Below are 7,014 nucleotides of genomic sequence, written 5' to 3'. Positions count from 1 at the left end.
GCGCTGGCCGGCCTTGTCTCGGCGGCGCCTTGGCTGGTCTCGCTCAGCCGCTGGAAGGCGTGGCTGTTCGCCGGCGCTGGGCTGCTGCTGGCCGCCTTCCTCCTCCACCGCCAGGCGGCGCGCCTGCCCTGCCCGGCGGATCCGGCGAAGGCGGCGGCCTGCGCGCGGCTCCGGCGGCTGTCGGCCGGGGTGCTGGCGCTTTCCGCATTGCTCTGGGCGCTTGGCTTCTTCTTCGCCTTCCTTGCCGCCGATCTCCTGCTCTGACGGGCTCATCCGTCGGCACGGAAAGCGGCCGCGACCCCCGAGGATCGCGGCCCCGCCATTCGATGACGCGGATGTCAGGCGGTTGCGACCGTGGTCCGGCGGCGGCGGGCAGCGAAGCCCACCATGCCGAAGCCGGCGATCAGCATCGCCCAGGTGCCGGGCTCGGGGATCACACCACCGGGGGGCACCACGGTGCCGCCGACGCCCTTGAAGCCGAAGATGAAGACCGACCGCCCGGCGAGCGTGCCAGAAAGATTGTCGAGCGACTTGCCGAGCGAATAGACTTCGGCGCCCACCAAGTTGAGGGCGTTGAACGCCGCGATCTGGGTGGGCGAGGCGCCGTAGAAGATCGAGAATGTGACCGACGCGCCGTCGGCCAGCGGGCCGAAGTCGAAGTCGAAGTTGGCGCCATGATCAGAAGGCCCGAGATCGACGAAGTCGCCGACGCCGCCCGCCAGGAGCGGCGCGCAGCCGACGAGAGGGTTAACATTGCAGAAGCCGTTGTTGACGGCGCCGATGACGGCCGTTGCTGCGGCGGTGCCGCCGATGGTCACATATTCGCTGAACGGGCTCGGCTCGATGTCCCAGTCCATCCCGCGGCGGTAGAGGGTCTTGGCCACCGCGCCGCCGGAGATATTCTTGATCGTGACCACGACTTCCATGAGGTCGGGCGTAGCCGACGGCTGGAACAGGTGGGTCTCTTCGAACACTCCGCCAGCGTTGGTCACGCTGGTCGCAGTCGAAGCGGTCGAGCCGAAGCTGATGACGCCGACGCTGACGCCACCGGTATCGACCTAGGCGGTCCAGCCGGAGAGGCCATTCGACACGCCCCAGCCTTCGCACAGGCAGCCGGGCGCGGTCGATTCAAAGCCGGTGCGCAGGTCCCTGAGGCCATAGGCGTCGGTGCCACCCGCGCTCGGCGGGATGTCGGGGCCGCCGAACAGGTTGAGATGGCCCGCGGCGTTCACACCGAGGCCGATGGTGCCGTTGGTGATGATGACGGCGGCGTTGGCGCCGGTCATGCCGAGCGCGAGCGCGCCGGCGGCGACGAGAAGCTTCAGTTTCATGCCAGTCTCCCTGTTGCAGACCCAGGTATGACCGATAGAGCAAGAACCGTGCCAACCAGCTGGTATCGCTAAAAGTCTATGATTATGGCCTAATCTGCGGAGGGTCGAAGCCGGTGTGTCAAAAGTTTTTACAGCCGCGCACCGAGTGTCAGGTTTGTCACATCAGGGCGCGTTTGCGCCTTGGCGTTCAGCGCCGCCGGCGTGCTGGCCGGTCCTCCTCGAACAGCTGGGCGAGCTGGTCGACCATCGCGCCGCCAAGCTGCTCGGCGTCCATGATGGTGACGGCGCGGCGATAGTAGCGCGTGACATCATGGCCGATGCCGATGGCAATGAGCTCGACCGGCGAGCGGGTCTCGATCCAGCCGATCACCTGCCTGAGGTGGCGTTCGAGATAGTTGCCCGAGTTGACCGAGAGCGTCGAATCATCGACCGGCGCGCCATCGGAGATGACCATGAGGATGCGGCGGTCCTCGGGCCTGCCGAGGAGCCGCTCATGGGCCCACAGCAGGGCCTCGCCGTCGATATTCTCCTTCAAGAGCCCTTCGCGCATCATGAGCCCGAGGTTGCGCCGTGCCCGGCGCCAGGGCGCATCGGCTGCCTTGTAGATGATGTGCCTGAGATCATTGAGGCGGCCGGGCTTTCCCGGGCGGCCGGCGGCAAGCCATTTCTCGCGGGACTGGCCACCTTTCCAGGCGCGGGTGGTAAATCCGAGGATCTCGGTCTTGACCGCGCAGCGCTCGAGCGTGCGGGCGAGGATGTCGGCGGAGATGGCGGCGATCGAGATGGGGCGGCCGCGCATCGAGCCGGAGTTGTCGATGAGAAGGGTGACCACCGTGTCGCGGAAGTCAGTGTCCCGCTCGACCTTGTAGGAAAGCGGGCTCTCCGGGCTTACGACCACGCGGGTCAGGCGGGCGGTGTCGAGGAGGCCCTCCTCCTGGTCGAATTCCCAGGCGCGGTTCTGCTGCGCGAGCAAGCGCCGCTGCAGCCGGTTGGCGAGCTTGGTGACCGCACCCTGCAAGGTCACGAGCTGCTGGTCGAGATAGCCACGAAGGCGAGTGAGCTCCTCAGCGTCGCACAGGCTCTCAGCTGCGACCTGCTCGTCGAACTCGCGGGTATAGACTCGATAGTCAAACTCAGGCGGCAATTTCTCAGCCAGGAGATTGGGGCGCCAGGGCAGCACGCCCTCCTCCCCCTCCTCGCCGATTTCCGCTTCTGAAAGGTCGTCCATGTTCATGTCGACCTCGCGGCTGTCCTCGTCCTCCTCCTTGCCTTCCGCGTCGCTTCGGGTCTCAACTGACGAGTCCGCCGCCTCACGCCCCTGGTCTTCGCATGGTTCCTGCTCGGCGGGGTCGGCGCCTTCCTCCCCTTCGCTTGCCTGCTCTTCCTGTTCCTCGATCTCGGCATCGGGGTTGTCGGCGAGGCCGAGGTCGCAAAGCACGCGGACAAAGGCTTCAGCAAAGGCGACCTGGTCGTCCTGGCAGGCGGCGAGCGCATCGAGATGGGCTCCGGCCCGTTCCTCAAGATGACCGCGGACGAGGTCAAGGGCAGCGGCTGCTGCAGCCGGTGGGGCAGCGCCTGTCAGGCGCTCGCGTACCAAGAGCTGCATTGCTGATGCCATCGGCACTTCTTCTGCCGTCCGGGCGCGGGCGATGGGATCGGTGCGAAAGCGCGTCTCGGTCATGCGGTCGAGGTTCTGGCGGACTCCGGCCATATCGCGCCCGCCCACGGCCTCGATCCGCGCCTGCTCGGCAGCGTTCAGAAGCTCGCGCGCAAGGCCGGGTGCAACTGGCACTTCGGCATGGGCGCGGGCATCATGGAGGCGCTGGCGAAGGGCAAAACGGTCAGCCCAGCCGCGGGCTTCGGCCACCTGTTCAGGGGCAAGCGCGCGGCCCGGCTGGGGCACGCGGGCGCTGTCGCCGGTCAAGGCGGGCTTGTCCGCCGTGTAGGAGAGCTGCAGTTCCGGGCGGCGCCCAAGCGCCCGCGCGCAGGCTTCAAGCGCAACGCGGAACTCCTCGATCGGGTTGGAGTCGATCACAGGCAATCGATAGCGCAGCAGGGCCTGCAGCCGGAAGCGGGAAATCCAGTCGCACCGGGCCGGGCGGGCTTTCCGTTGCCAGCAGTTGCGCTAAGGGGCAGCGATGCGGGGCGAACCAGCGCGGGCGTCGGTGTGGCAGAGGCTGGGCAAGGCGGCGCTGGCGCTTTTTGCCATCCTAATGATCCTTGTTACGGCCTGGGTGGTTGCGGTGTGGCGGGCAATGGAGGGTTCGAAGCCCCGGCTCGAAGGCGAGCTCACCATGGCCGGCCTCGATGCGCCGGTTACCATCACGCGCGACTTGGAAGGGGTGCCAACCATCACTGGCGCCAGCCGCCTCGATGTGGCGCAGGCGCTCGGCTATCTCCACGCCCAGGAGCGCTTCTTCCAGATGGAGACGCTACGGCGGACAGCCGCTGGCGAACTCGCCGCCTTCCTTGGCCCGCCGGCGCTCGCCATCGACCGGCAGGTGAGGCGGCATCGCTTTCGCGCCCGGGCGCGCGCCATGGTGGCCGGGATGAAGGCGGACGAGCGCGCCATCCTCGATGCCTATGTGGCGGGCGTGAATGCGGGCCTTGCCGATCTCGGCGGCCGTCCGTTCGAGCATATGGCCCTGTTGCGGGCACCCGAGCCCTGGGCGGCGGAGGATACGCTGCTTGCCGTGTTCGCCATGTATCTCAATTTACAGCCCGCCACGCCGCAGCGGGAGATGGACCGGGCGCGCGCGCAAGCGCGTGGCGGCCGGGCGCTGGCGGACTTTCTCTACCCCGAGACGACCCCGCTGGACGCGCCGCTCGATGGCAGCCGCCTGCCAGAGCCACCGATGCCCGAGCATTTGCTGCCCCGGGAAGAAACCGGGGCCGGGAAGCTGGTGGAAGCGTCCGTTCCGGGCAGCAACAACTGGGCAGTTTCAGGCATGCTCTCGACCAGTGGGGCTGCGCTGGTGGCAAACGACATGCACCTGGGGCTGACCGTTCCGGGCACCTGGTACCGGGCACGGCTGGTGGTGCGAGGGGAGCTCGATGCGACTGGCGTGACTCTCCCTGGGGCCATGTTCGTGGTGGCGGGCTCGACCGGGCGGATCGCCTGGGGCTTCACCAACAGCTATATCGACACGGCCGATGCGGTGATTGTCGAAGAGACGCGGCCCGGCTTCTACCGGACGCCGGACGGTGAGCGGCCGTTTGTCGTGCACGCCGAGGTCTTGGCCCACCGCACTGGCGCCGAGCGGCTGGAGGTGCGTGAGACCATATGGGGCCCGGTGGTGGGAACGGATGCGCTTGGTCGCACGATTGCCATGCGCTGGACTGCGCATGCGCCCGATGCCGTGCGGCTCGCGCCCTTCCTCGCGCTCGAGGCGGCCAGCAGCGTGGAGGAAGCCATCGCCATTGCCCACAGCGCTGCCCTGCCGCAACAGAATCTGGTGGTGGGGGACCGTGAGGGGAATATCGGCTGGACCATCATGGGCCAAGTGCCGGCCCGCTTCGGCTTCGACGGGCGCGATGCCGTCTCCTTCGCCGATGGCAGGGCGGGCTGGGCTGGGATGCTCGAGCCCGGCGCCGTGCCGGTGGTCATGAACCCGCCATCCGGGCGGATCTGGACTGCGAACGCGCGCGTGATCGGCGGCAACGCCTATCCGCTGCTGGGCGATGGCGGCTATGATACAGGGGGTCGTGCGGGCCGGATCCGGGACCTCTTGTTCGCGAAGAACCGCTTCGCGCCGGCGGATATGCTTGCGATCCAGCTCGACGATGTCTCGCCACGCAATGGCTGGTGGGCCGCATTGCTCGCAGCCGAGATCGCCAGGCGCCCGGGGGATGCGAAGCTCCAGGCGCTTCGCCCCTATCTTGCCGCCTGGGACGGGCGGGCGGTGCCGGAGTCGGTCGCCTTCCGGCTGGTGGACCGGTTCCGCCGGCTGGTGCTGGAAGGGCTCTACGAAGCCTGGCTTGGCGGCAAGCCCGAGCCTGTCGGCTTCCGCCGTACGTTTGCACCCGCACAAGCCGAGGGCAGCATTCGCCGCGTGCTCGATGCGCGGCCGGAGGAGCTGCTGCCGCCCGGCCATGCCGGCTGGGACGCCTATCTCGAGTCGAAGCTCGCGGAGCTTGTGAAGGAAGTGGGGCGCGACCCGGCCAGCTTCACTTGGGGCGGCTATGGCGTGGCAGGAGTGAAGCACCCGCTGGCGCGCGTGCTCCCCTTCATCGGTTGGGTGACGGACCCGCCGGAAGTGCCAGTGCCTGGCGACCGCTCGACGGTGCGCGCGCAGGCGCCCGGCTTCGGTGCCTCCGAGCGGTTCGCAGTCTCGCCCGGGCACGAGGCGGAGGGAATCTTCCACATGCCCGGAAGCCAGGCCGGGAACCCGCGCGCGCCCTATTATCTTGCTGGCCACCAGGCCTGGGTGGAGGGGCGCGCGACCCCCTTTCTGCCTGGTCCGCCACGCTGGAAGCTGACCCTCGTGCCAGCCGGGGGACGCCGATGACTCGCCAGCCCGAGGTTGCTGTCGTCGAGCCGGAAGGCGTGCGCGCAGTCGAGGCCTCTGAGATCACAGGGCGGCGGCTTCGCTACTATGACTATTGCATGGCCGCCTTCGTTGCCATTCTCATCTGCTCGAACCTTATTGGCGCGGGCAAGGTGGCCGAAGTCGAGCTTCCCCACCTTGGCGCAACCGTCTTCGGCGCCGGCATCCTGTTTTTCCCGCTGTCCTATGTGCTGGGCGACGTGCTGACCGAGGTCTATGGCTATGCCCGGGCCCGGCGGGTGGTGTGGGTGGGCTTTGTCGCTGCGGCCTTCGCTGCCGGCATGGCCGCCTTCATCGTCTGGATCCCGCCTGCACCCGACTGGAAGGGACAGGAAGCGATGGCGCAGGTGTTCGGACAAGTGCCGCGCATCTTCGCTGCCTCGATCCTCGCCTTCTGGGCCGGCGAGATCGCAAATGCCTATGTGCTGGCGCGGATGAAGGTGTTGACCAAGGGCCGCTGGCTCTGGACTCGGACCATCGGCTCGACGGCGGTGGGCCAGGGGGTGGACAGCCTCCTCTTCTACCCGCTGGCCTTCTGGGGCGTGTGGGAGACGTCGCTGGTTCTGACGGTGATGCTGACCAACTACCTGTTGAAGGTGGGCTGGGAGGCGGCGCTCACCCCCGTCACCTATAAGGTGGTGGGCTTCATGAAGCGCGCCGAGGGCCTCGATGTCTATGATGTCGAAACCGATTTCACGCCCTTCCGGACGCAAATCTAGGCGAGGATTGACAAGAGCCCCTCGAACAGGCGGCGGCCGTCCTGGTTGCCGTGGGCGGGCTCCACGCAGCGTTCGGGATGCGGCATCATGCCGAGGATGTTGCGCTTGTCGTTCAGGATGCCCGCGATGCGCCGGGCCGAGCCATTGACCTCTTCGGCGTAGCGGAAGGCGACCTGGCCCTGCTGCTCGAGCCGGTCGAGTGTCTCAGCGTCGGCCTGGAAGTTGCCGTCATGGTGGGCGATCGGGACGGTGATGGTCTCGCCCGCCGTATAGCCGCGGGTGAAGGGGCTGTCCGCGCTGACGACTTCGAGCCTCGCGTCGCGGCAGAGGAAGTCGAGCCCGGCGTTGCGCATGAGGGCGCCCGGCAGAAGCCCGGCCTCGGTCAGCACCTGGAAGCCGTTGCAGATTCCGAGCACC

Annotated in this window: 6 protein-coding genes and 1 pseudogene; 3 read left to right on the top strand and 4 right to left on the bottom strand. The window is 67.9% G+C overall.

Annotation, left to right across the window (positions count from 1 at the left end):
• Positions 1-264, top strand: a 264-nt coding sequence (locus ACWIQA_RS09050) for a hypothetical protein (RefSeq protein ID WP_448582747.1), incomplete at its 5' end; no start/stop codon positions are given.
• Between the two features lie 74 nt (positions 265-338).
• On the opposite strand, the pseudogene ACWIQA_RS09045 reads toward ACWIQA_RS09050, so the two are convergent.
• From ACWIQA_RS09045 to cobT, 3 genes and pseudogenes are all read right to left on the bottom strand, one after another.
• Positions 339-440: pseudogene (locus ACWIQA_RS09045) on the bottom strand (PEPxxWA-CTERM sorting domain-containing protein); the annotation flags it as partial.
• A 618-nt stretch (positions 441-1,058) separates the two neighbouring features.
• Entirely contained in the window at positions 1,059-1,331 is a 273-nt protein-coding gene (locus ACWIQA_RS09040; protein ID WP_448582746.1) for a hypothetical protein, read from the bottom strand.
• A gap of 187 nt (positions 1,332-1,518) precedes the next feature.
• Positions 1,519-3,366, bottom strand: coding sequence for a cobaltochelatase subunit CobT (cobT, locus tag ACWIQA_RS09035; RefSeq protein WP_448582745.1), 1,848 nt, complete (start codon positions 3,364-3,366; stop codon positions 1,519-1,521).
• A 103-nt stretch (positions 3,367-3,469) separates the two neighbouring features.
• Between cobT and ACWIQA_RS09030 the strand changes: the two genes are divergently transcribed.
• On the top strand, positions 3,470-5,839 hold the full coding sequence (locus tag ACWIQA_RS09030) for a penicillin acylase family protein (RefSeq protein WP_448582744.1): 2,370 nt from the start codon (positions 3,470-3,472) through the stop codon (positions 5,837-5,839).
• On the top strand, positions 5,836-6,597 hold the full coding sequence (locus ACWIQA_RS09025) for a queuosine precursor transporter (RefSeq protein WP_448582743.1): 762 nt from the start codon (positions 5,836-5,838) through the stop codon (positions 6,595-6,597). The genes ACWIQA_RS09030 and ACWIQA_RS09025 overlap by 4 nt, the downstream gene beginning before the upstream one ends.
• Here ACWIQA_RS09025 and ACWIQA_RS09020 read toward each other — a convergent pair.
• Positions 6,594-7,014 (bottom strand): phosphoribosylformylglycinamidine synthase subunit PurQ (locus ACWIQA_RS09020; protein ID WP_448582742.1); only part of this gene is annotated, 421 nt, incomplete at its 5' end. The two genes, ACWIQA_RS09025 and ACWIQA_RS09020, sit on opposite strands and share 4 nt — an antisense overlap.

It is taken from the genome of Thermaurantiacus sp. (assembly GCF_053487655.1).
This window is presented reverse-complemented; position numbering and strand designations above follow the sequence as displayed.

Excerpts from the sequence above, each read along its gene's own strand:
- ACWIQA_RS09030 (WP_448582744.1), top strand. The coding sequence starts at position 3,470 with ATGCGGGGCGAACCAGCGCGGGCGTCGGTGTGGCAGAGGCTGGGCAAG.
- ACWIQA_RS09040 (WP_448582746.1), bottom strand. The coding sequence starts at position 1,331 with ATGAAACTGAAGCTTCTCGTCGCCGCCGGCGCGCTCGCGCTCGGCATG.
- ACWIQA_RS09025 (WP_448582743.1), top strand. The coding sequence starts at position 5,836 with ATGACTCGCCAGCCCGAGGTTGCTGTCGTCGAGCCGGAAGGCGTGCGC.